General features: G+C 42.9%; 16 protein-coding genes and 1 pseudogene. 5 read left to right on the plus strand and 12 right to left on the minus strand.

Features of this window, described 5'->3' with window-relative positions; all coding sequences use genetic code 11:
- Positions 1-497 precede the first annotated feature (497 nt).
- The 4 genes and pseudogenes from RE317_RS00165 to RE317_RS00180 all read left to right on the plus strand — a co-directional run bounded on the left by RE317_RS00165 (position 498) and on the right by RE317_RS00180 (position 5,231).
- Positions 498-1,864, plus strand: a pseudogene (locus tag RE317_RS00165) (DUF3575 domain-containing protein).
- Entirely contained in the window at positions 1,831-2,826 is a 996-nt protein-coding gene (locus tag RE317_RS00170; protein ID WP_016271062.1) for a DUF5119 domain-containing protein, read from the plus strand. Before RE317_RS00165 ends, RE317_RS00170 begins: the two are co-directional and overlap by 34 nt.
- Positions 2,827-2,874: 48 nt before the next feature.
- Positions 2,875-3,864: a fimbrillin family protein gene (locus RE317_RS00175; protein WP_303266131.1), complete on the plus strand. Its 990-nt coding sequence runs from the start codon at positions 2,875-2,877 to the stop codon at positions 3,862-3,864.
- Positions 3,865-4,370: 506 nt separating this feature from the next.
- Complete coding sequence (locus RE317_RS00180) at positions 4,371-5,231, plus strand: AraC family transcriptional regulator (RefSeq protein ID WP_005849840.1); 861 nt, start codon at positions 4,371-4,373, stop codon at positions 5,229-5,231.
- Positions 5,232-5,295: 64 nt separating this feature from the next.
- On the opposite strand, the gene RE317_RS00185 is transcribed toward RE317_RS00180, so the two are convergent.
- Genes RE317_RS00185 through RE317_RS00195 form a run of 3 tightly spaced genes read right to left on the minus strand, consistent with a single transcriptional unit; the run spans position 5,296 to position 8,751 of the window.
- A complete protein-coding gene (locus RE317_RS00185; protein ID WP_005843870.1) occupies positions 5,296-6,051 on the minus strand; it encodes a succinate dehydrogenase/fumarate reductase iron-sulfur subunit in 756 nt (251 codons plus the stop codon).
- Positions 6,052-6,071: 20 nt separating this feature from the next.
- Complete coding sequence (locus RE317_RS00190; protein WP_005849842.1) at positions 6,072-8,030, minus strand: fumarate reductase/succinate dehydrogenase flavoprotein subunit; 1,959 nt, start codon at positions 8,028-8,030, stop codon at positions 6,072-6,074.
- A gap of 34 nt (positions 8,031-8,064) precedes the next feature.
- Positions 8,065-8,751, minus strand: coding sequence for a succinate dehydrogenase/fumarate reductase cytochrome b subunit (locus RE317_RS00195; protein WP_005843874.1), 687 nt, complete (start codon positions 8,749-8,751; stop codon positions 8,065-8,067).
- A 190-nt stretch (positions 8,752-8,941) separates the two neighbouring features.
- Between RE317_RS00195 and RE317_RS00200 the strand changes: the two genes are divergently transcribed.
- Positions 8,942-9,553: a phosphatase PAP2 family protein gene (locus tag RE317_RS00200; protein ID WP_008666413.1), complete on the plus strand. Its 612-nt coding sequence runs from the start codon at positions 8,942-8,944 to the stop codon at positions 9,551-9,553.
- A gap of 103 nt (positions 9,554-9,656) precedes the next feature.
- On the opposite strand, the gene RE317_RS00205 is transcribed toward RE317_RS00200, so the two are convergent.
- The 9 genes from RE317_RS00205 to RE317_RS00245 all read right to left on the minus strand — a co-directional run bounded on the left by RE317_RS00205 (position 9,657) and on the right by RE317_RS00245 (position 23,490).
- On the minus strand, positions 9,657-11,258 hold the full coding sequence (locus RE317_RS00205) for a S41 family peptidase (RefSeq protein ID WP_005843878.1): 1,602 nt from the start codon (positions 11,256-11,258) through the stop codon (positions 9,657-9,659).
- 2 nt (positions 11,259-11,260) lie between these two features.
- A complete protein-coding gene (gene coaD / locus RE317_RS00210; RefSeq protein WP_005849847.1) occupies positions 11,261-11,716 on the minus strand; it encodes a pantetheine-phosphate adenylyltransferase in 456 nt (151 codons plus the stop codon).
- Positions 11,717-11,733: 17 nt separating this feature from the next.
- On the minus strand, positions 11,734-13,611 hold the full coding sequence (locus tag RE317_RS00215; protein ID WP_005843882.1) for a DNA topoisomerase IV subunit B: 1,878 nt from the start codon (positions 13,609-13,611) through the stop codon (positions 11,734-11,736).
- A gap of 30 nt (positions 13,612-13,641) precedes the next feature.
- Positions 13,642-14,778: a hypothetical protein gene (locus tag RE317_RS00220; RefSeq protein WP_005843884.1), complete on the minus strand. Its 1,137-nt coding sequence runs from the start codon at positions 14,776-14,778 to the stop codon at positions 13,642-13,644.
- 74 nt (positions 14,779-14,852) lie between these two features.
- Entirely contained in the window at positions 14,853-15,815 is a 963-nt protein-coding gene (locus tag RE317_RS00225; RefSeq protein ID WP_005849851.1) for a calcium/sodium antiporter, read from the minus strand.
- Between the two features lie 63 nt (positions 15,816-15,878).
- A complete protein-coding gene (locus RE317_RS00230) occupies positions 15,879-16,850 on the minus strand; it encodes a metallophosphoesterase (RefSeq protein ID WP_005843888.1) in 972 nt (323 codons plus the stop codon).
- A 10-nt stretch (positions 16,851-16,860) separates the two neighbouring features.
- Positions 16,861-19,629, minus strand: coding sequence for a TonB-dependent receptor (locus tag RE317_RS00235; protein ID WP_005843890.1), 2,769 nt, complete (start codon positions 19,627-19,629; stop codon positions 16,861-16,863).
- A gap of 324 nt (positions 19,630-19,953) precedes the next feature.
- On the minus strand, positions 19,954-20,310 hold the full coding sequence (locus RE317_RS00240; protein WP_234440062.1) for a hypothetical protein: 357 nt from the start codon (positions 20,308-20,310) through the stop codon (positions 19,954-19,956).
- A 252-nt stretch (positions 20,311-20,562) separates the two neighbouring features.
- Entirely contained in the window at positions 20,563-23,490 is a 2,928-nt protein-coding gene (locus RE317_RS00245; protein ID WP_117709788.1) for a hypothetical protein, read from the minus strand.
- Positions 23,491-23,512: the final 22 nt, after the last annotated feature.

The following is a 23,512-nucleotide window of genomic DNA, read 5'->3' on the forward strand; positions in this document are numbered from 1 at the left end:
GCAGGAAAAGAACAAAAGCGAAGGGCTTAAAAAAGGAAAAGGAGCAACGCTTTGCTCCAACCTTTGTTAACCTTAAATCTAATACTATGAAAAAAATCACATGACAAATGTACAACTTACACTCATTTTCTCCAAATATTTAGTTCAATTTCGCTTTTCATTTAGTATTATTTCACAAATACAACCGTTTTCGCACACAACATTACAATTAGATTGAAAAACACGGATTAAAAAAGGAATATGAAACATTGCCCTATCCATATGATAAGACCGTTCATTTCTGTCCATTGGAAAGTAAAAAGCAAAAAGAAAGTATTCCTCTGATTATTCACTCCAAATAAAAGTAAGCTTCCCTGCCCTTCTCATTATCCGGCTGCCCAAACTTGCAAATTCTGTCCAATCGCTTCACTAACCCTTTCACGTCCGAAAATAGAACATTTAATACGTTTTTTTTCAGATTTTATCACCTATATTTGCTCCACACATAATGGTAATCCATGGAAAAACGCACTACTATATTCAGCATATTTGTGTTTTTGTGCCTACTGACCAATAGCACTTATGCCCGGACGACAGAGTACGAAAATCCCAAAGATACCATATTGGACATGATGCTCTATTTTGACCTGAAGGCCCGACAGGCGGACAAGGATTACCAAGGAAACGGTAAAACGCTGGCAACATTGGATTCCCTGCTTGCCCATCCTGCCCGCAGCAGACATCTTTATTCCATTATTCTGGTTTCACCGGATTCATATAACGGAAAAAAAGAACCGGACATAGCGCCGGGCCTAAAAAGAAGCGAGGAAGTAAAAGCGTTCTTATGTCGGAAATATCCGCAAGTCAATGCCGCCCAAATCTGTATCCGTACAGGAGAAGAATACGGGGATGCCTTACGGAAACTGATAACGGACGACAGGCTGGTCCCCGACCGGGAGGATGTATTGGCATTGATAGATTATCACCATGACAATCCTGTAAAAATGCAAGATTTCTTGCAACATCTGGATGCCGGCATACCTTATCAATATATTTCCAACCAGCTGCTACCGGAGCTCAGACGGACAAAAATAAGAGTCTGCCTGTCTTATCCGGAAGAAAAGGAAGGAAAAAACTCCTCCACGGAACAGGCGGCCATGATAGAAGAAACTGAATTCATTCCGATTGACAGGGAAACGACCATTGCGCCAATGGCGGTGCAAGCACTCCCACAAAAGGAAAGGAGACAAGTAATAACAGAAACAGAAAAAACAGTAACAAAGGCAGAAAAGGAAAAAGAGACAAAAGCAAAACGGGGAAAAAGCCCAAAGAAAAGGCAGCAAGAAGAGACAAGACAGCCGGCAACACAGTGCTTGCACTGAAAAATAATTTATTGTACGACCTGGCACTGGCGCCTAATATAGAAATAGAAATTCCTGTAGGAAAGCGGTGGTCAGTGAACCTGGAATATAAAAGCCCCTGGTGGTCCAACAGTAGCAAAGAAATCTGCTACCAGCTGATTTCGGGAGGAATAGAAAGCCGCTACTGGCTGGGCAACCGTGAACTGCATCACCGGTTGAACGGACATTTCTTTGGATTGTATGCCGAAGGAGGTATCTACGACTTTCAGTTTAAAGGAGACGGCTACCAAGGTAAATATTACGGTGCGGCAGGATTCACTTATGGATATTCCACTTCAGTGTCACGGCATCTGGCATTGGAATTCAGCCTGGGCATAGGCTACCTGACCACGGAATATCAAAAGTACACTCCCTATGAAGGGTCACTAGTTTGGATGAGTAGCGGGAATTACACCTTTATAGGCCCTACGAAAGCAAAAATTTCGTTGGTATGGGTGATAACAAAGAAGAGAGGAAGAAAATGAAAAAGACAAGGTACGTAGCTCTTGTACTTTTATCTTCACTATTGACTTTAGTGGGATGCAGCCGACGCGAGATTCTGGACGATTATCCCGTAACAGGAATAAATATCCGTTTGGATTGGGAAGGAGTAACCGGCCGTCTGCCGGAAGGAGTCCGGGTTATTTTCTATCCCAAGGACACCCAAGGAAGAAAGATTGATACTTACTTGCCGGCAAAAGGCGGAGAAATGAAAGTGCCCCCGGGGCATTACTTGGCAGTGATTTACAATTATGACACCGAAGTAGTGCAAGTAAAAGGCGAAGACAGTTACGAAACGATAATGGCGTGTACAGGAAACTGCACGGGATTGGGCGACAGCGAAACAGAAAACATGGTATGGGGACCGGATAATTTTTATGTGGCAACCCTGGACGATGTAGAAATAGGAAAAGGAGAAGAGTTACCGACACTAGAGGTAAGACCAAAATCTGTGGTAACCACTTACATCTTTTCAATAAAGACAGAGGGGCTGAAAAATGTCTCATCGATCATTGGCAGTGTTTCCGGAATGGCTGAATGTTACCATTTAGGTAAAGGAGCCGGCTTATGCCGCTTCGCTCCCATTTATTGTGAAACCGGTAAAGGGAATGGGGTTATAAAAGGGAGTTTCACCTGTTTCGGACATCCCGAACTGACGCAGGCAAGAGCTGATATCACTCAGTTTCTGAATCTGATCATAGTAAGGGTGGATGGTTCCAGACAAGAAGCGAAAGTGGAAATAACGGAAGCGGTAAAACCTCCTAAAGACGAGCCGGGAGAAGGTGATGAAAAACCTCAAGAGTCCGAGATAGAGATTGAGCTTCCGGATGACGAGAAAATTGTAGTGGATGATGTAGAGGTTCCTCCAGATGAAAGTGGCGGTGGATTTGATGGGAACGTTAGTGACTGGGACGATGAAACGAATGTGGAATTACCGGTTGGTTAAGATATAAAATAAAGAGTCATAGAATTATTAACTTAAAACACACAGAATATGAAGAAGATTTTATTTGCAGCTTTAGCTGCACTGGCAATCACAAGTTGCTCACAGAATGAAATTGATGGTATTGACAATGGAACTCCAAAAAGTAAAAATGAAATAGGAGTAAACACAATTGTCAAAAAGAGTTCAAGAGCCGCTGTTACAAGCAATAGCAGTTTCACGTCGTTTAAATTACATGCCTATATAGTTAAAAGCAATGATATTGCAACTTCAGGATGGGGTAATGCTTATATGGATGGTATAGAATATAAAGGAGGTCAAGGTAGCTGGGCAACAACAAGTGGTACTTTTTACTGGCCTATCACAGAAATGCAATTTTTTGGGTATACCAATGATGTAACCTATACAGCCCCTGCTAGTTCTAACGCTTATCCTACTATCAGTTATACTCTTCCTGACACCCCAGCCGATCAAAAAGATATTATAGTGGCTTATTCCAAAGATGTAACCAAGCCAAGTGATAATACATTAAATCTTACATTCCAACACATCCTCACCCGTATAAACTTTGCTGTGAAACTAGTTGATAGCAGCTATACTTACACAGTTGAAAGCATAACTGTCACCGGTGCCAAAGGCGGTACTGCAACATATACATTCGGAGGAACCGAAGGAAAAGGTGGAAATTGGAATATAACAGGAAGTGCACCTGCTAGTGGCTATAGCTATACATTCGATAATACCGTAACAGCCAAAGATGGTATTTATGATTATACACAAAATGATAATTCATTAATGCTGTACCCACAATCTCTTACTGATGCAAAAATCATAGTCAAGTATAAAACAGAGAAGGATAATGCAACATTCTTTAATGACTCAAAAGAAGTATCCTTAACCAGAGAATGGACCAACGGACAAAGTATCCGTTATATACTAACTTTACCGGTTGGTGCAGAAGAAATGAGTGTAAATACAACATATGATGAAAATTGGGATGCTACTGATAACGAGCAAACTCCTAAAAACCCTGCATCATAAGATCCCTCAGCAAGCTTATAAATCAATGAAATTATAATCTCCTGATAAGAACATAGCAATTTCCTGCTCCGCAATGAAACACCGTATCATCCCCACCATGATTTGCGATTTCATTTGCGGAGCATTTTTACCTGTTGTCAATCAACCGTCCTCAAAAAGTATATGCGATAGTTATGCAGCTCGCCAATGATACCGGAGAAATTGGAGGATGATACTACAAATTCCATAATCTATGCTGTTTTAGCCGGTATACCTCCCCATGGATACACACAAAGATACTTTCTTTCTGCTACTTTCCCAACAATTGCAACTTCTTTTTGTTTGGCCACACAAATTTAGCCCTCTATGCTCACGCCCACAGGCTATCGTTTTCCGTAACGGCAGAAGACAAACAAGTGGAAACAGGATTCTTCGGTCTTTTTCCTGAAACTTATTGCAAATTATCCATATTTGACCTACATTTGTCAAATCAACCAAAAGAACACAAGCGTTTCTAACATCTATATATGTCTGGTCTGCCCTGTAATGAAAGGATGGATTGTACCCAATGCCCTAAAGCAGTGGAGAACAGCATCCATTACACACATAACAAAAAAGGTTTCCACTTACCCCCACATAAGTGTGAAACCAATATTTTATTTTTCTTACTCAAAGGTCAAATATTAATCAATAGTGAAGAATATGCCGGAACCATCATTAATTCCGGAGAATTTGTGCTGCAAGCTATCGCATCAAAAGTGGAAATACTGGCCATGACAGACTCGGAAGGTATTCTGTACACATTTGATGACCCTAAAGCCTTCTGCTATGACCGCTATACCTATATATTGAAAAACGTGCCTCCGCCACTCATCTCCGAGCCACTGAAAATAAAGCCCGAAATAAAGCTTTTCCTTGAAGGGGTTGCTTCCTATCTGAATGCAGACAAAATTTGTAAAGAGCTGCTCGAATTCAAGCGTAAAGAACTTTATTATCTGTTGGCGCACTATTACACAGACTATGAGCTATCTCCTGTTGTACACAGCCTATCCCAATACACCAGCAGTTTTGAATATTTCATATTAAAGCACCACAAACAAATAAAGTCCGTAGAGGAGTTCGCACAACTGGGCGGCTACAGCGTCACCACCTTCCGCCGCATTTTCAAAGCCATCTTCAACGAACCGGCCTATGAATGGATGATGAAACAGCGCAAAGAAAGTATCCTTTACCAATTGCGCTATACAGATGCTTCCATCTCCGAAATCTGCTTTGGACATGGATTTGAATCTCTCTCACATTTTTCCAACTTCTGTAAGAAGTCCTTTGGCGACTCTCCCAGAAACATCCGTAAAAAAGAAAAGGAAGAAACTTCACCCAATACATAATTATAAAAAAAATGCCCCGCCAAAAGGCAGGGCACTCTCAAATATCAAGTAAAACTAACCGTAATTAGTCTTTCAGCTTCGCAGCAATAAATTCACGGTTCAAACGAGCAATGTTGCTGATAGAAACCAGCTTCGGACATTCTGCCTCACAAGCACGAGTGTTTGTACAGTTACCAAAGCCCAGTTCATCCATTTTGCTCAACATAGCTTTCGCACGGCGTGCAGCTTCCACTTTACCTTGAGGTAACAGTGCCAACTGGCTGACCTTTGCAGAAACAAACAACATAGCAGAACCATTCTTACATGCAGCAACACAAGCACCACAACCGATACATGCAGCAGCATCCATAGCCTCATCGGCAATAGGTTTTGCAATAGGAATTGCGTTAGCGTCAGGAATACCACCGGTATTGATTGACACGTAACCACCCGCCTGCATAATCTTGTCGTATGCGCTGCGGTCTACCATCAAGTCGCGGATTACCGGAAAACCGGCAGAACGCCAAGGCTCAACAGTAATGGTGTCACCGTCTTTGAAACGACGCATATAAATCTGGCAGGTAGTAGCACCTGTAGCAGGTCCGTGAGGATGTCCGTTGATATACATAGAGCACATACCGCAGATACCTTCACGACAGTCGTGGTCGAATACGATAGGTTCTTTACCTTCATTGATAAGCTGCTCGTTCAAGATATCCATCATTTCCAGGAATGAGGTATCACCCGGAATATCTTTCATTTGGAAGGTATCAAAATGTCCTTTATCCTTAGGACCTTTCTGACGCCAAACTTTCAGTGTGAAACTTATATTTTTATCCATGATTTCTATACAATTAATAATTAAGACTTATAGTTACGAGTTTGAACCTTAACGAACTGATAGTTCAAATCTTCCTTGATCAATTCGGGTTCTTTTCCTTCACCTGTGTATTTCCAGCAAGCTACATACGAGAACTTGTCATCGTGACGAAGCGCTTCACCCTCCGGAGTCTGGTGTTCTTCACGGAAGTGACCACCACAAGATTCCTCACGGTTCAATGCATCGTAAGCCATCAGCTCACCGATTTCGATGAAATCAGCCAGGCGGATTGCCTTTTCAAGTTCCACATTCAATTCATTAGCTTCACCCGGAATGCGAAGGTCGCTCCAGAAGGTCTTTCTTACTTCTTTCAGTTTAGCCAGAGCAGTAGTCAAAGATTCCTTGGTACGTCCCATACCTACGAAGTCCCACATGATGTGACCCAGTTCCTTGTGAATAGAGTCTACTGAACGATGACCCTTGATATTCATCAGTTTCTGGATCTTATCGTTTACAGCCTTTTCGGCAGCCACAAATTCAGGAAGGTCTGTCGAGAAACGGGGAACCTGAATCTGGTCTGACAAATAGTTCTGGATAGTATAAGGCAATACGAAGTAACCGTCAGCCAATCCCTGCATCAATGCAGATGCACCCAAACGGTTTGCACCGTGGTCAGAGAAGTTAGCTTCACCGATAGCATACAAGCCCTTGATAGAAGTCATCAGTTCATAGTCAACCCAGATACCACCCATCGTATAGTGGATAGCCGGGAATATCATCATCGGAGTCTTGTACGGATTTTCGTCAGTGATTTCTTCGTACATATCGAACAAGTTACCGTAACGGGCACGAACTACATCTTCACCCAGACGGTCGATAGCGTATTTAAAGTCAAGGAATACGGCCAGACCTGTGTTGTTCACACCGAAACCGGCGTCGCAACGTTCTTTCGCAGCACGTGAAGCAACGTCACGGGGAACCAGGTTACCGAATGCCGGATAACGGCGTTCCAAGTAGAAGTCACGGTCTGCATCAGGAATATCGGTCGGTTTCTTAGTTCCTGCCTGCAATGCCTTGGCATCTTCCAGCTTTTTCGGAACCCAGATACGTCCGTCATTACGCAATGACTCGGACATCAAAGTCAGTTTAGACTGCTTGTCACCGTGTACAGGGATACAAGTCGGGTGGATCTGTGCAAAGCAAGGATTGGCAAAGTAAGCACCTTTGCGGTAAACCTGCATAGCAGCCGAACCATTTGACGCCATAGCGTTGGTAGACAAGAAGTAAGTATTACCATAACCGCCGGTACCGATAACTACCGCATGAGCTGCAAAACGTTCAATCTTACCTGTAACCAAATTACGGGCGATGATACCACGGGCGCGTTCCACACCTTCGTTATCCTTAATCAGCACAACGTCCAACATCTCATAACGAGTGTACAACTTCACGTTACCACGCTGAACTTCACGGCTCAATGCAGAATAAGCACCCAGCAACAACTGCTGTCCGGTTTGACCGCGGGCATAGAATGTACGTGATACCTGAGCACCACCGAATGAACGGTTATCCAGCAAACCACCGTATTCGCGAGCGAAAGGAACACCTTGAGCTACGCACTGGTCGATGATAGCATTTGACACTTCGGCCAGACGATAAACGTTAGCTTCGCGTGCACGGTAGTCACCACCTTTGATTGTATCGTAGAAAAGACGGTAAACAGAGTCACCATCATTTTGATAATTCTTAGCAGCATTGATACCTCCCTGTGCAGCGATAGAGTGTGCACGACGGGGAGAGTCCTGGATACAGAAGTTTAATACCTTGAAACCCAGAGCACCCAGTGAAGCAGCAGCCGAAGCACCTGCCAAACCGGTACCTACCACAATAATGTCAAGACGACGTTTGTTGGCAGGGTTTACCAATTTTTGATGAGCTTTATAATTGGTCCATTTCTCGGCTAAAGCGCCTTCAGGAATTTTAGAATCTATAGTAGCCATATTCATTTACAATTTTATCATTTACAATTTACGATTAGCAAGCACCACAAGCGAGTGATTTCACGAAGTAGATAACGACTACTGCTGCAAAACCAAGAACTACCAAAGTAGAGTAGATGTTACCAATAGTCTTCCAACGCTCGAACCAGATTTTATTGCTCCAGCCCAAAGTCTGCAAAGCACTCCAGAATCCGTGAGTCAGGTGGAACCACAAAGCTGCTAACCAAATGAGGTAAAGCACTGTAAATACAGGGCATCCGAATGTTTCACGAATGTAAGCGGCACCGTCTGTAGGACCGAATGCGCCCAAATCATGAACACCGATAATTTCGGCAAACTGCATTTTGTACCAGAAATTGGCAAAATGAAGAGCCAATCCGGCAATGACAACAATACCCAGGACAAGCATGTTCTGAGATGCCCATTCCACAGTTTTAGGTTTAACGTTCACTGCATAACGTTCGCTACCGCGAGCTGCACGGTTCTGCATGGTCAACCAGAAAGCGTAGATGATGTGAATTACAAACAGAGCAGCCAGCCCGGCAGTTGCAACCAACGCGTACCAGTTAGCTCCCAAGAATTCACAAATCATGTTGTAAGCATCTTCCGAGAAGAGCGCAACAAGGTTCATCGCCATGTGAAACGTCAGAAACAGGACAAGGGCGATACCTGTGACACTCATCACCACTTTCCTTCCAATAGATGAATTACTTAACCACATAAATGATTGAATTTAAATTATTTAATTGTTAGAACTAAAAATTCTGTTAAAAGCTGTGTATTCACGATGCAAAAGTAAAGGAATTCTAGCGATAATACAAGGAATTATGGAAATTATTCTTTAATTCGGGGAAGGGTAAATGCGAATTACATTATTTTCCTATCTTTGCACTGAACAAATGCCAAACTAAATGAAACGCCAAAGGATTATTTTTCTCATACTGACAGCCTGTTTTACATTCAGCCTCAGCGCACAAAATATAGACATCAATACGTTGAAAACCATCAACCGATGGGATGTACACGGACTGAGCCGCGGATTGTCCGCTAGCGGAGTGATTCTACCCGTAGGAATACCTACAGCCATGGGACTCTATGCATTGATAAAAAAAGACCAGCCGATGCTGAAAGATGCCATTTACATAGGAACCAGTGTGATTGAAGCAGTGGGGATTACATACGCCGCCAAACATATAATAGGTCGTGACCGGCCTTTTGTAAAGTATCCGGATAAGATTCATGCATACGGAGCACCGGATGCCGATAGTCCGTCATTCCCTTCAGGACACACTGCGGCAGCTTTTTCTTTAGCCACCTCACTCTCCATCACTTATCCTAAGTGGTATGTTATCGCCCCTTCAGCCGTATGGGCTTGCGGAGTAGGGTTTGCCCGGATGAACCAAGGGGTGCACTATCCCAGTGATGTAGTGGCAGGAGCCGCTATCGGAGTAGGATGTGCTTTCGTGAACGTGTATGTGAACCGATGGCTGAATAAGGTGCTGTTCGGGAGACAGATAAAGTGATGGTTGGAAAATTATTCCACACCTAAAAGAAGACACAGCAGAAGTTTTTCAGACAACTGCAGGAGTGCAACTATGCGCCCCTGCAGTTAATATAAAGTCTTGACTATCGCTTTTTCAACAGCAGCCCCTCAAAGTCCGGTTGCTCCAACAGTTCCAGCGCTTTCCTGATACTTTCATTCGCGTCATTAATGACGTGATAATATTCATTCATATCCCATAAATCACGGGCTATCAATGCTTTCATCTGCAACCTCAGCAGAGGCAGGGCCTTTTGATACTCTTCTTCATTATATTCCACTCCCATCTCCTTGCCGGTAGCAACCAGTTGTGCCAACATATCCGGAGTCACTTCAAAACGTTTGTAGAACTCATTGAAAGTCTTGTATTTGCCCAGCCACTCTTTACGATGGGCATCAATAAAATGGAAATGAGCTTTCATCAATGCTCCTTTATCACGCAACTGACGATGGTATTTAGTATAGAGAGTCGTATCAATCGGCACAAAATAATCGGGCATGATCCCTCCGCCACCATATACCGTACGGGCCAACCTATGAGTCTTGAACTTCAGTGAATCCGGAAAGTGGATGCTGTCTTCACTCATCATTTCTCCTTTATTATAACGGTCTATCAGGTCTTCATTATACTTTTCAATGCTCTCGTAAGGTTTCTGGATACAACGTCCGGCAGGCGTATAATAGCGGGCCACCGTCAGACGGATCATCGAACCGTCCGGCAAATCAATGGGACGCTGCACCAAGCCTTTACCAAAACTGCGCCGGCCCACAACAACTCCTCTGTCCCAATCCTGAACAGCTCCGGTCACAATCTCACTGGCAGAAGCCGAAAATTCATCAACCAATACCATCAGACGACCGTTCTGAAACTCGCCCGTACCTTTGGCAAAAAACTCGCTACGAGGATTACGACGGCCCTCCGTATAGACAATCAGTTCCTTTTTACCCAAAAATTCATTGGCAATATCGATAGCAGCATTCAAATACCCCCCGCCATTGCCCTGCAAATCAAGAATCAAGTCTTTCATTCCTTTCTTCTGCAACCCGGTCAGCGCTTTCTTGAACTCCTCATGGGTAGTGGCGGCAAAACGGTTGATACGAATATAACCGATCTTATCTTTAATCATATAGGAAGCATCCAGGCTGTAAACAGGTATTTTATCCCTTTTCACCGTAAAGGGGAGCAGTTCCTTCACCCCTCGGCGAAGTATTTTCAGATTCACTTTTGAATCTTTAGGACCACGGAGACGACGCATAATATCCTCGGTACTCATCTTTACACCGGCTATCAGCGTATCTTCCACCATGACGATACGATCACCGGCCAGAATACCGACTTTTTCGGACGGTCCGCCCGATACAGGCTGTATCACCAGCAAAGTGTCCTCCGCCATATTAAACTGTATACCGATACCTTCGAAGTTTCCCTGCAACGGCTCGTTCATTCTCTTCACTTCCTCCGGATCAGAATAGGTAGAATGAGGATCAAGCTGCTCCAGCATTTTTACGATAGCTTCTTCCACCAGCTTTCCCTCATTGACTTCGTCTACATAAAGATTGGCAATGGCAAATTCCGCCAGTTGCAACTTACGTGCCGGAGAATTCAGAAATTTACTCTCCTGAGCCTGTGCGGCTACGATAGAAAAAAAGCAGGCAATCAAGCCTGCAAAATACATAGTATATTTCATGGTCAGTCTATTTTCATTCCTTCAGGCAAGAATGGCGTCACATCTTTGCCAAACTGCAACAATTCTCTTACAATCGTAGAGCTGATAGAGGTTAGTTCCGGCTCCGTAAACAACAGAATCGTTTCTATTCCGGCCAGTTTCCGGTTGATATCGGCTATAGTTTCCTCATATTCAAAATCGTGTACGGTACGGATACCACGAACAATGAACTGCGCCTCCTTAGCTCGGGCAAAGTCAATGGTCAGACAATCATAAGCATCGACCTTTACCCGGGGATCATCCGCAAAAAGTTTCTCGATCATCTCCACTCGTTTCTCTGTAGGAAACCAAGTTTTCTTATTCTCATTGATACCGATGCCGATCACCACTTCGTCCATAAAAGTCAACGCTCTCTTCACGACCGAATAATGACCGATGGTAAAAGGATCAAAGGTTCCCGGAAATATCGCTCTTCTCATATTTTTTAGTGATTCACTCACGCAATATCTTCTTCTACAACAAGGTTATCTATAATAAAATTCTGACGTTCCATCGTGTTCTTACCCATGTAGAACTCCAGTAATTCCTTTACCAGATCAGTCTTGCGGAGGGAAACTTGCTCCAAACGCATATCTTTGCCGATAAAGTGCTTGAATTCATCGGGTGAAATCTCTCCCAAACCTTTGAACCGTGTGATTTCGGGATTGGGGCTTAACCGTTCGATTGCGGCAACCCGTTCTTCTTCCGAATAACAATATACCGTTTCATAAACTCCTTTCTTGCGGTTACGGACACGGAACAAAGGAGTCTGAAGGATATATACATGACCTTTCTTTATCAAATCGGGGAAGAATTGCAGGAAGAAGGTAATCAGCAACAAACGGATGTGCATACCGTCCACATCGGCATCTGTTGCCACAATCACTTTGTTATATCGTAATCCTTCCATACCGTCCTCTATGTTCAGAGCAGCCTGAAGCAAGTTAAACTCTTCATTCTCATATACAATCTTCTTGGTCAGCCCGTAAGAATTCAACGGCTTACCACGCAAACTGAATACTGCCTGAGTATTTACATCACGGCTCTTGGTGATAGAACCGCTCGCCGAGTCACCCTCGGTAATGAAAATGCAGCTTTCCTCCTTCTTGTCTCCTTTGGCATCATTCAGGTGAAAACGGCAGTCACGCAACTTACGGTTATGAAGATTTGCCTTTTTGGCACGTTCACGTGCCAGTTTGGTCACTCCGGCTATAGCCTTACGCTCTTTCTCCGATTCTTGAATCTTCTGCAACATCACATCGGCCACATCCGTATGTTTGTGCAGATAGTTATCGACCTCAGTCTTTACAAAATCACCTACAAACTTATTAACGGTAGGACCACCGGGAGCCATATTGGTAGAGCCCAGCTTGATTTTAGTCTGACTTTCGAACAACGGTTCCTCCACATTAACGGCAATGGCAGCTACCAATCCGTTACGGATATCGGCATAGTCCATATTCTTGTTGAAATATTCCTTGATGGTACGGGCTATATGCTCTTTGAAAGCACTTTGGTGCGTACCTCCCTGTGTGGTGTGCTGTCCGTTGACAAAAGAGTAATATTCCTCACCATACTGACCGGTATGCGTAAAAGCGATCTCGATATCTTCTCCTTTCAAGTGGATGATGGGATATAATCCCACAGCCGTCATGTTGTCGTTAAGCAAGTCCACCAACCCGTTACGGGACAGGATACGCTGACCGTTATAGATAATGGCCAGTCCTGTATTCAGATAGGTATAGTTGCGGAGCATGGTTTCCACGAACTCCGGACGGAAACTGTAGTTCTCAAACAACAGGTTATCCGGTTCAAAGAAAATATAGGTACCGTTCTCCTCTGTTGTATCTTGTGTGGTATCCGTCAACAAGTCTCCCTTGGCAAAGGTAGCGATACGCACCTTTCCATCACGATAGCTGCGCACCTCGAAACGTGAACTCAATGCGTTGACGGCTTTCACACCGACCCCATTCAGTCCGACGCTCTTCTTGAACGCCTTGCTGTCATATTTACCTCCCGTATTCAACACACTAACAGCTTCAATGAGTTTTCCCTGCGGAATACCCCGGCCATAATCACGCACGCTGACACGGAGATTTTCTTCAATAATAATCTCAATCTTTTTACCCGCCTGCATTTTAAATTCATCGATACTGTTATCGATAATTTCTTTCAAAAGAACGTAGATACCGTCCTCGGCATGTGATCCGTCACCCAACTTTCCAATATACATACCGGGACGGGTACGCACATGCTCCATGTCACTGAGGTGGCGGATATTATCGTCGGTATATTCTACGGCGGGATTGTTTATCAGTTCGTTGTTTTCTTCCATATTGACTTATCACATTTTTATATATCGTTGTTACAGAATACTCTTTTTATAAGCACGACGGCGTTTATGCTGCTCGGTCTTGAAATATTCCCACTGGGCCTGCACCTTTCCGTTCAGTTCCAGTTCCGGATTACTTTCGGCATACTCGAATCCCAGCTGCTGATATACGGGGATCAAGTCCGAGAATAACAAAGCATTGACACCTTTGTTCTGATACTCAGGTTTTACAGCAACCAGCAACAAATCCAACATAGGAGGATACTTATGCAGGAACAACACTTTCAACAGGTGATACCATCCCATAGGCAGCAAACGTCCCTTCGCTTTTTGTAACGCTTCGGACAGAGAAGGCATTGAAATCCCCACTGCCACCAGTTTATCTTCGGCATCGGTCACCAAGGTTACCATACGCAAATCTACAATAGGCAAATACATCTTTATATACTGGTTGATCTGTCCTTGCGACAAAGCCGAGAAACCATAAAGCGGAGCATAAGCCTCATTCATCAACTCGAATATAGCCTGTCCATATTCGGCCGCAATTTTCTTACCCGATGTATATTTCTTCACCTTCAGGTTAAACTTACGTTGAATCAAGTCACTGATACGCTTATGCTTATCAGGAATTGCATCCGGAATATAAATTTTATATTCCACCCAATCGGCATCCTTCTCGAATCCCAACTTCTCCATATGCTGTGGGTAATAAGGATAATTATAGATAGTCGCCATGGTGCTCAATTGGTCGAATCCTTCTACCAGCATACCCTCCGCATCAAAGTCGGTAAAGCCTAAAGGCCCCTGAATGGTATCCATACCTTTTGATTTACCCCATTGGGCTACTGCATCCAACAAGGCACGTGATATTTCGATATCATCCAGAAAATCGATCCATCCGAAACGGACTTCTTTTTTATTCCAAGTCTCGTTTGCGCGTTTATTTATAATCCCTGCAATACGTCCTACCACCTTGTTATCCTTATATGCCAGAAAATACTCCGCCTCACAAAACTCGAAAGCGGCATTCTTCTTCGGGCTGAACGTATTCAGCATATCATCGTACAAATCGGGTACGGAATAGGGATTCTCTTTGTATAACTCGTAGTTGAACCGTATAAACGTCTTTAGTTCTTTCTTTGAACTGACTTTTTTAATGGTAATAGCCATGCTGTATTTTTATAAAATTCGGGGTGTAAAGATAGAAGTTTTTTTGCAGAAAACTTATTCTTTTTATGGCTTTTTCACTGTTGGGCAATAAGATAGGCGGTATAAACGACATAACAGCCAACCATCAATGCGCCTTCAAGCCGGGTTATGGTACGTTTGCGGAAAAACCAGCCTACCAGCCACAACAACAGGGAGGAAGCAATCAGTACACTTAAATCGAGGTTATTTATATTCCCCATCGGAAGCGGTGACACCGTAGCGCTGCACCCCAGAACAAAGAATATATTGAACAGATTACTACCGATGACATTGCCGATAGCAATTCCCGGATTCTTCTTTAAAGCCGCCGTAACAGATGTGGCAAGCTCCGGCAAGGAAGTACCTCCGGCTACCAATGTCAGTCCGATTACCGATTCACTGACACCCCATGAACGGGCAAGCCCGCTTGCCCCGTCAACAAAAAGCTGTCCGCCGAATATGAGTCCGGCCAGCCCTCCTGCAATATACAACACCGATTTCCATACAGGCATTTCCTTTATCTTCTGCTCCTCTCCTGCCTCATCTGCCCCATTACGGGCGATGGCAAATGTATAACGCATAAATATAAGGAAGAAAGCCAGCAGAACAAACCCATCGGAACGGCTGATAACATTGACCGCTTCCCTGTCCAGCATCATGTCATTGGCACAGACAAAAAGTACCAACGAAGAAAGAATGACTAACGGAATCTCTTTACTCATCGTCCCCTCACCTACTTTTATGGGGAGTACCAAGGCAGTACAACCTATAATCATCAAAGCATTGAATATATTACTACCCACCACATTACCAATAGCCATTTCAGCACTGCCATTCAATGCAGAAAGCACACTGATAACCAATTCGGGAGCCGAAGTGCCGAAAGCTACAATGGTAAGCCCTATTACCAAATCAGAAATACGGAAACGTTTGGCAACCGCTGCAGAACCATCCGTCAAGCCATTCGCGCCAGCTAAAATGAGAGCCAGACCACCAATCAAAAGGAGTGTATTCAACATAACAAAAAGTACATTTACAGTTTTATACCGCAAATGTACTCTTTTTCCCTAAAATAACTATCCCTATTTGGTGCGTTTTACAGTATAGATTACTTTTCCTTTCTTATCAATCATGTGCATATCCAGTTCTTTCTTGTCTGCCGTAAAGATAGAAAAGCCCGGTTCGGGACTACAGAACAGAGTGCCTTCCACTGGTTTTACCTTACGGCTCAACGAACCAGCCGAATTTACCACATAGTCGATATCACTGCCCGGCACACGAAGGTGCTGGAAGTTATGAATGTGTCCGCATGCATAGATATCCACCTTATGTTTACGGAGGATAGGATCCAGACGCTTCTGCATATCGCTGCGTTCACTGTCGTCTTTCGACGTTTCAGCATAAATGGGATGATGTCCGATTACGACTACCCAATCTTCTTTGGCAACAGTCAGTACAGAATCTATCCATGCCAATTGCTGATCCATATCTTGTTTACAGGCATCCGGATAAGTTTCGCTCTCGTTACGGTATTTGTCAATCAGAGGAGCGGTATCTATCATCACAAAACGGATGGCAGTTCCTTTCTTCTCGAAGACTTTGGTATAATAACGACCAGGCATCGACCAGCGACGACTCACATTGGTATAATCCAACACAGCCTGCGTATTACCCCGGTATTCATGATTTCCCAAGATCGGAAACCAGTCTATCATCAACTCGGGATGACTGTAAATCAACTCGTAGTTGGTCATCCAGAGCGGATCGTTAACGCTGCGCACACCTTCAAAATGGTGCACGTCTCCGGCTGCAAATACACACTCGGGACCAATAACATCCGCCATTTCTCCCATCAGCTCGGCTATGGGCTTCTGGTCATAATAACCGTTACGTCCCAAATCGTTGGCCATATAAAAATTCAGTTGTTTCTCCAGTCCTTTCCAATCTTGCGGAGTCTGGGCACACACATTCAGGCAGATAGCCGTACCAATGACGGCAATCCATACCCATGTCAATACTTCTTTCATTCTTCTAATCATCATCAACGTTTTCATATACTTATTTTTAGAAACTTATTTTTAAACCTGCATTCATTCTCACGCCATAATATTCTGCCTGCATAGTACGATCCTTCGTCCCTTGGTAATAACGGAGCGGCTGGTTCAGCAGATTGTTCGCCTCAGCATAAAAGGTCATTTTCACCTTCTTGCCAAAGGTATAACTGGCGTTCACATCCATATAGTTCACAGCATCATAATATCTGTCATAAAATGTACTTGGGCCCATTTCATCGATAAAATCAGATGCAAAGTTATAGCTCAGGCGCACATTCAAGCCTCCTTTTTCAAAGTAAAGAGAGGCATTCGCCGTATGCTCGGGAGACCCCGGCAAACTCAACCCGCTCTCGTTCTCACGTCCTTCGAAGTTAAAGTCCTCCACGCGTGAGTGCGTATAAGTATAGGTTCCATAGAAACCCACATACTTCAAGGCTGGAGCAATGAAGCCGAAATCACGCTGATAAGAAAATTCCAATCCCCACAGATTAGCATTTCCTGCATTCTTGGGCTGAGTGAAACGGGTATATTCTGTTCCTTGGTATTCATAGTTGGTCAGTACCTGATCTACGATGAAATCGTCTATTTTCTTATAGAAGAAACCTGCGCTCACTAAACCTACACTCTTGAAATAATAATCGGCACTCAAATCAAAGTTATAAGAAATAGTCGGTTTCAAGTCAGAATTACCAATCTTTATTTCATTATCACCACGGTTGATATTCACACTGGGAACCAAAGCTGAATATTTGGGCCGGCTCAAGGTCTGCGTATAAGAACCGCGTATCTTGAAATCATCATTTACATCCCATTTCACCAAAATAGAAGGAAGGAAATTCACATAACTGTTGGTCATGCGGCCGGTCTTGGTGGTCTTATCTGTCTCATCATCATAGTTACGGCCGGTATAACGAAGGGAAGTATGTTCCATACGGAGTCCCGCCATCAGGTTTATATCGGAAGCGAATTTATGATCAAACCGCACATACCCGGAACTTACAGTTTCACGAGCCTCAAAGTTCTCAGCCAATTCGGCTTGTACCTGTTCTTTATCGAACTGGGAAGCATCATTTAAATTCAATCCACCCACATATTCTTTACTGGCAAATGTTCCTACCTGATATTTGTCGCTCGGCATAAACTTATCCGTACTCTGGTCTACCGTATTTTTCAGGCTGTTGGTCATGAAGGCATCCTCGTCTTTCGGAGTATATTCGTAGAAGTCTATTTCTTTCTCTTTTGTTTTACGTACTACCTTCGCACCGAACTTCAGTTTAGCTCCATTATTTAAACTGGCCTTGAAATTGGCCGAGAATTTCATATCTTCTTCTTTGATGTCCTCCTGTTGTTCCGTCAGTTCCTTCAAGCTGAACTTATCACTCAGTGTCAAAGTAGAACCTGTTCCAGGTGTTGCCAACGGCTGGCGTTCATCACTCAAGTCCATATCAAATTCCTGCTTTTTCAGTTGGAAGTCAAGATAACGTTCATTAGGGCGTTCTTCCGTAGCTTTTGCATAACTGGCATTCCAATCCATACCGATTGCCCCCCATAAGTGTTCTCCGCCCAAAGCGAAATCCATGGTACGCTGACGCTCCAGACGGGCATTGCGATTATCGGGAGTACCTGCTTTGGTCTGGATGCGGACTGTGCCTTTTCCGTTCTCATCCAAATCCTTGATATTGGTACGGTAACGGTTTTCCCAATCGTTACGGTTGTTGAAGATCCCTTTGAAAGTCAATTTATGGTTTTCATTGATATCAAAATCAAAAGCCGCCGAATAACTTTGACGTTCACGGGTGACAAAGTACTGGCGCATCTGATAATCGCTGACATATACTTTGCCATCTTCATTTTGTTCCCACATGAATTCAGTATCATAAGAACCGGAAGGAGCATTCTGATAAGAAGCGGAGAGCAGCATGCCCAGTCTGTCATTGAAGAAACGATCGCCGTAAGTGAAACCTAAGTTCAACTGGGCTTTCTCGCTAATCCAGTTGTAACCACTTCCCGCTGTAGCATTGATAGTGCGTTTATAAGGAGAATTTTTGGTTACCAGATTGATGGAACCACCGATAGCATCGCCGTCCATATCGGGTGTAACGACTTTGCTTACTTCGATGGTCTGAATCATATCGGCAGGAATCAAGTCCAACTGCACGTTACGGGTATCCCCTTCAGCAGACGGGACACGGTTGCCGTTAATGGTGACGGAGCTTAAATCGGCACTAGTGCCGCGGACCTGTCCGAAACGGGCCTCGCCTTGATCGTATTGCACATTGATGCCACTGATACGTTTCAATGCATCACCTATGTTTGAGTCGGGAAATTTCCCTACCTGGTCGGCAGATACAACATTAGTGATACCCAGATTATTCTTTTGTGTATTGATTGCTTTCTTCTGTCCTTGAAAAGCTCCCTTTACCTGCACTTCCTGCAGTTCCACCCCTTCATTCATCACTATATCTTTTTCTAAAGTCTTGCCTTCGGGGACGGTAACTTTCATTTCAATGGGGCTATAACCTACGTAGGTTACTTTAACTGTGTAAGTTCCGGGTTTCAGATTGGGTAGCGTATAAAAACCGTTCACATCACTGATTACTCCGGTTTTCAGATTTTCAACAAAGATGGAAGCACCCGGCAGAATTTGTTTTCCATTGTCTATCACACGTCCGCGGATAGCGCCTTGCCGGACAATGTTTTCATTTTCCTCGGCAAATGCATTTCCACAAACACCTGCCATCAGCAGCATAAGAGACACAGCTCTAACAACCTTTTTCATATACTTTTTTATGCGTTATAAATCTGCCGCAAAAGTAGATGGGTCAGGTTTCTTGAGAGTTACACTCTATTAAAGGTTTCGTGACAAAGGAGTTTCATTCCTGTTACAAGATATTCGGTGCAAGACGACGGATACAAAGTATGGACAAGGCTTACAAAACAGCAGAGTAAGATTTTTCTTGCGTTCTGCTACTACGTTCCGCTACAGCAGAACGTAGTAATAAAAGAATTAAGTAACTGTAAGAATTCCTTTAGCGACAAAGGTGACGAGCTATTCTGCCATCAATGATATGTATAGGCCGTTTCAGCTGGAAACTCTTCAATATTATTGTGCAGAAGAGTGAAATGTACGGTCCCCCTGTGCACTACTCCGGAAACAAAGTTTCCATTCTCCCAAATAGCGAACAGGTTTAAAATACCAAGTTGTAGCATTGGGCCGCATATCCTCTTTATCTGTTTTAGGGAATAAGACAACCTTACAACGCACTTCATTATCAAACGCCTCCTTAAAGATACAATCGCTTATAGTATAATCATATATCGGAAAGGCTTTCAGCCTTTGTAATACACTTTTTAATTGTTCGTTATCCAACAACTCCGGCTGAGCAAAAGGATCATCCGCTTTCATTTCGTGTAACATCATGGCTGCATCAGCATATCGTTGCTCCTTTACGGCAGTCATAAACTAGTTAGTGAGATCTAACACCTGTATCGTATCTTTCTGACTCAAAACCATAAGATGTTTTACGGTTGCCCGGGAATCCGTTTCTGTTTTTTTACCAGATTGATTGCACAAAACAATGAATGCTGCAATTAGACCTACTATCAACAAATTAATTTTTCTCATACGTTCTCAATATTATAAATAGAAAAAAGAGTGCCCGAAAGCACTCTTTTTCTTCAAGTTTATTATAAATAGAGTTACTCACTCAGTTTATTTTACGGTCTTTGCTACGTGGCATACAATGTCAAATTCTACTGTACCCCATGCGTATTTTACTGCTACAGGAAGTTTAATGTCAAATTCACCGACTTCTGCCTTGTTATTGATGTAAGTCAGCTTACCGAATTTACCTGCTGAGATATCTTCAACACCGCTATATTCAACTTTCATACCTGCTGGTATAGGCTCGTATTTACCATTAACAGTTGTCTGAGCTTTATCTGTGTCAATGGTGATTGACTTCACACCATAATATGTATAGTAGTTGATAGGAGTAGTAACAAATGCATAGTTTCTCCAATCAGTGAATGCTAATTTAACATCAATAACAGAGCCTTCAGCACCAACATCTACACCATCCTTAAAGTTATCCATCTTATCGGCTTTTACAGTGATAGGACGCAAGAACTTCACATCGAATTCATTGTTTGTCACTTCATTCAATGACTTACCACATCCATTCAATGTTTCTACAGACAGTCTAGCAGTCAAGTTATTAGCTAAATCATCACGACCTGCTACATTCAGCAAATCTTTAGCGACAGAATTATCTTCCAATTGGATTAGATCTTCTCCATCATTATTTGCTGCATCTTTAATAGTAGCAACTACTGTATTTGCGACAGCCTCACTACTAGCCAGCAGTTGGGTACGATCTGCATTTACACTCATTGTATAAACAGTTTTGGATACACCGGTCAGTTTTGCTCCCTTCGGATCAACAAACCTGAAAGTCTTAGTCAGTTTAGTATCTGCAAAGTCTGTATATACAGCCGGAATTTCAGAAATTGTAACATCGTGACCATTGAAGGTTTCCAAGATAAATTTGTTAAAGTTCATGATATTATGACCTGTTGCAGCAGGAACCTCAGTATTTACATGGATTTCATTATATCCAGAACCTCCTTCGTTAGAGTTACCAGCAAACCAGTATTGCTTAGTCTTATCAGCATCGGCAAGTGTACCAGTCGGGTTTACATTACGAGGATTAGGGGCCCAAGTCAATGTTACATATACATAATCATTAGAAATGACAACACCTTGAATATCCTTATTTTGTTTAGTGTAACGAACGACAGCCTTCATGGAAGCATTTGCGCTGAAATATTCATAAGCATAGTTTGCAGGAATAGTCCATTGCAAAACTTCAGTCATTGTACCTTCAACATCAACTTTAGTTTGTTCAACCTTAGTAGACAGTTTAGTCAGAGGCATAGCATCCAAAGTTGCTTCACTATATTGAATCATCGGTCCGTCATAGATATAACTTCTTTCGAAATCTTCCTTAGAGATATTCAACTGAGCCAAAATTTGTTCTTCAATCTGGAACCAAGTTACCTCCTGAACCCAATCCTCTGTTCTACAGCTCAATGTAAATCCTTCATTGAATGTATATTCTGTTGTCGCAGTAATACGGTCTTCAGCAGGAGCACCTGTAATTTCTACCTTCAAGTAACCTACAGCTACTTTCTTCTTAGAATTATTATCATTCAAGAATACACGAACCAACGGCATACGCCCTACAGTAGCTTGATTTTGTTCTGTAGCTCCCCATTCAGCAGCTTTACCATCTTTCGGTAATTGAGGTCTCAAAACAGAGCCTTTCAATGCGGCATGTGCACTTTGAGAAGTTTTGTTACTACCATCAATATAACCTACCAATTCATAAGAATAGCTGAATCCGGCTTTTTCTACTGTACCAGATGCTGCATTTTCATCCCATTTAGTATGAGCATCACCTGCACCATAATGAGTCTGAACATATTCTGCCAAATCAACTGTTTCATTCCAAGCGACTTTTACTTCAGGAGCATTTTGGATAGCATCGGCAGCTTTAACTGCTAAATGACTTTCACCGGCAACTTTTGCATTATTCAAAACTAAATCTGTAATCTTAACAGCCTTAACTGCAGCGTAATCAGAAGTAATAACCGAGCGTTTGTTATCACCATTCAAATAATTGGCCTGTAAAGCCAAAACAGTTACTTTGTCGTCATTTTCAATATCTTTAATAGTTCCTTCAGTCAACTTAGCCCAAACGGTCAACTCGCCATTTTTAGGTTCAACCTTAGAAATCTCAGGAACTACCACTCCATCGGCTGCACGAGCATATTCTTTATCGTAAGCCAAGAATTTCAAATCTTCTTTAACCAAATTACGAACATCAGCTGTAGATGGGTTCATGTGATATGTAGCAGATAATTCAGGAGTGACCTCAGTTGTTGCAGTTTCTTGTACAGGAGCATCATCCTTATTATCAGCATCTGCATTTACATCTTTAGCTGTCAAAGCCTTGTAAACAAATGATTTTACAGCAATTGCTTCAATACCTTGATAGTACAGTTCCGGTTCAAATACCAAAGCTTTCAAATCAGTTACGACAGAGAATGTAGCAGATTTTCCATCTAGTTCAATGACATAGCCAATCACCTCACCAGTTTCTTCATCTTTCACTTCTGTAATAGAACCAACGCTTTGAGGTTTCTCTACACCTGAGATTTTTACATCTCCATAATACAGATAGCCATTGTTCCACTTCAACAAAGTAGGATCAAATGCCGCAGGAGCATCAGTTGTAGGCAGGGGTGCTTCAGAAACGACCTTGTCACCATCTAACAACTGTATCTTACCATCTACAACTTTCAAAGAGTAAGTGGGAAGTTCAGCAGGCATCGGAAGTTGGAAAGTTTCACCGTTACCGCCGGTAACAGTCAACTTACCTGTTGCCGCATCATACTTGACAGCTGTGACATATTTTCCAGCTGCGGCCTGTAATTCAGACAAATCTTTAGTCAGCTTGTCCACTTTCTCGTTCAAGCTGTCGATGTCATCATCATAGTCCTTACAAGATACAAATGTTCCTGTCGAGGTAACCATCAAGGCACCAAACAGGATTGCACTTAAAAACTTTTTGTTCATAATAGAAAAACTTTAAATTTAT

The organism is Phocaeicola sp. GP0067 (assembly GCF_031119655.1).
GTDB lineage: Bacteria > Bacteroidota > Bacteroidia > Bacteroidales > Bacteroidaceae > Phocaeicola > Phocaeicola vulgatus.

What these genes read in the sequence shown, in the direction of transcription:
- coaD (WP_005849847.1), bottom strand. Translation starts at nt 11,716, where the DNA reads ATGAGAAGAGCGATATTTCCGGGAACCTTTGATCCTTTTACCATCGGT.
- RE317_RS00230 (WP_005843888.1), bottom strand. Translation starts at nt 16,850, where the DNA reads ATGAAAACGTTGATGATGATTAGAAGAATGAAAGAAGTATTGACATGG.
- RE317_RS00215 (WP_005843882.1), bottom strand. Translation starts at nt 13,611, where the DNA reads ATGGAAGAAAACAACGAACTGATAAACAATCCCGCCGTAGAATATACC.
- RE317_RS00170 (WP_016271062.1), top strand. Translation starts at nt 1,831, where the DNA reads ATGGGTGATAACAAAGAAGAGAGGAAGAAAATGAAAAAGACAAGGTAC.
- RE317_RS00205 (WP_005843878.1), bottom strand. Translation starts at nt 11,258, where the DNA reads ATGAAATATACTATGTATTTTGCAGGCTTGATTGCCTGCTTTTTTTCT.
- RE317_RS00190 (WP_005849842.1), bottom strand. Translation starts at nt 8,030, where the DNA reads ATGGCTACTATAGATTCTAAAATTCCTGAAGGCGCTTTAGCCGAGAAA.
- RE317_RS00185 (WP_005843870.1), bottom strand. Translation starts at nt 6,051, where the DNA reads ATGGATAAAAATATAAGTTTCACACTGAAAGTTTGGCGTCAGAAAGGT.
- RE317_RS00195 (WP_005843874.1), bottom strand. Translation starts at nt 8,751, where the DNA reads ATGTGGTTAAGTAATTCATCTATTGGAAGGAAAGTGGTGATGAGTGTC.
- RE317_RS00220 (WP_005843884.1), bottom strand. Translation starts at nt 14,778, where the DNA reads ATGGCTATTACCATTAAAAAAGTCAGTTCAAAGAAAGAACTAAAGACG.
- RE317_RS00240 (WP_234440062.1), bottom strand. Translation starts at nt 20,310, where the DNA reads ATGACTGCCGTAAAGGAGCAACGATATGCTGATGCAGCCATGATGTTA.
- RE317_RS00200 (WP_008666413.1), top strand. Translation starts at nt 8,942, where the DNA reads ATGAAACGCCAAAGGATTATTTTTCTCATACTGACAGCCTGTTTTACA.
- RE317_RS00235 (WP_005843890.1), bottom strand. Translation starts at nt 19,629, where the DNA reads ATGAAAAAGGTTGTTAGAGCTGTGTCTCTTATGCTGCTGATGGCAGGT.
- RE317_RS00225 (WP_005849851.1), bottom strand. Translation starts at nt 15,815, where the DNA reads ATGTTGAATACACTCCTTTTGATTGGTGGTCTGGCTCTCATTTTAGCT.
- RE317_RS00245 (WP_117709788.1), bottom strand. Translation starts at nt 23,490, where the DNA reads ATGAACAAAAAGTTTTTAAGTGCAATCCTGTTTGGTGCCTTGATGGTT.
- RE317_RS00180 (WP_005849840.1), top strand. Translation starts at nt 4,371, where the DNA reads ATGTCTGGTCTGCCCTGTAATGAAAGGATGGATTGTACCCAATGCCCT.
- RE317_RS00175 (WP_303266131.1), top strand. Translation starts at nt 2,875, where the DNA reads ATGAAGAAGATTTTATTTGCAGCTTTAGCTGCACTGGCAATCACAAGT.